Genomic DNA, 400 nt, shown 5'->3' on the forward strand with positions numbered 1-400 from the left:
GTCTGCTCTAGAAGTTAATATTATTGGTGCTTTAGCCCCAACTATAACTCCTGCATTTTTTGATTTTGAGAAGAATACCAAAGCTTTATATAATATGTTACCACCTTCAATATCTGGGGCTAATAATATATCAGCTCTTCCTGCTACAGGATGATTTATACCTTTATGTTTAGCTGCTTCTAAAGATACTGCATTATCAATTGCAAAAGGTCCACCAACCATACAACCTTTGATTTCTCCTCTTTCATACATTTCTTCTAGTTCTTTAGCTTCAACTGTATCTTTCATTTTTGGATTTACTTTTTCTTTTGCGCATATTGCAGCAACTTTTGGTTCACTTATATCTAATGAATGTGCTACTGTGCAAGCATTTTCTATGATTTGCTTTTTAGTATTTGTA

Annotated in this window: 1 protein-coding gene; it reads right to left on the reverse strand. The window is 33.0% G+C overall.

Translation table 11 applies throughout. From position 1 onward, the window contains the following. The coding region (locus EVJ24_RS15240; RefSeq protein ID WP_269089727.1) for a phosphate acyltransferase at positions 1-400 on the reverse strand (400 nt) is incomplete at both ends.

Origin of the sequence: Exiguobacterium sp. SH1S21 (assembly GCF_004337175.1) — a bacterium.
GTDB classification, from domain to species: Bacteria; Bacillota; Bacilli; order Exiguobacteriales; family Exiguobacteriaceae; genus Exiguobacterium; species Exiguobacterium aurantiacum_A.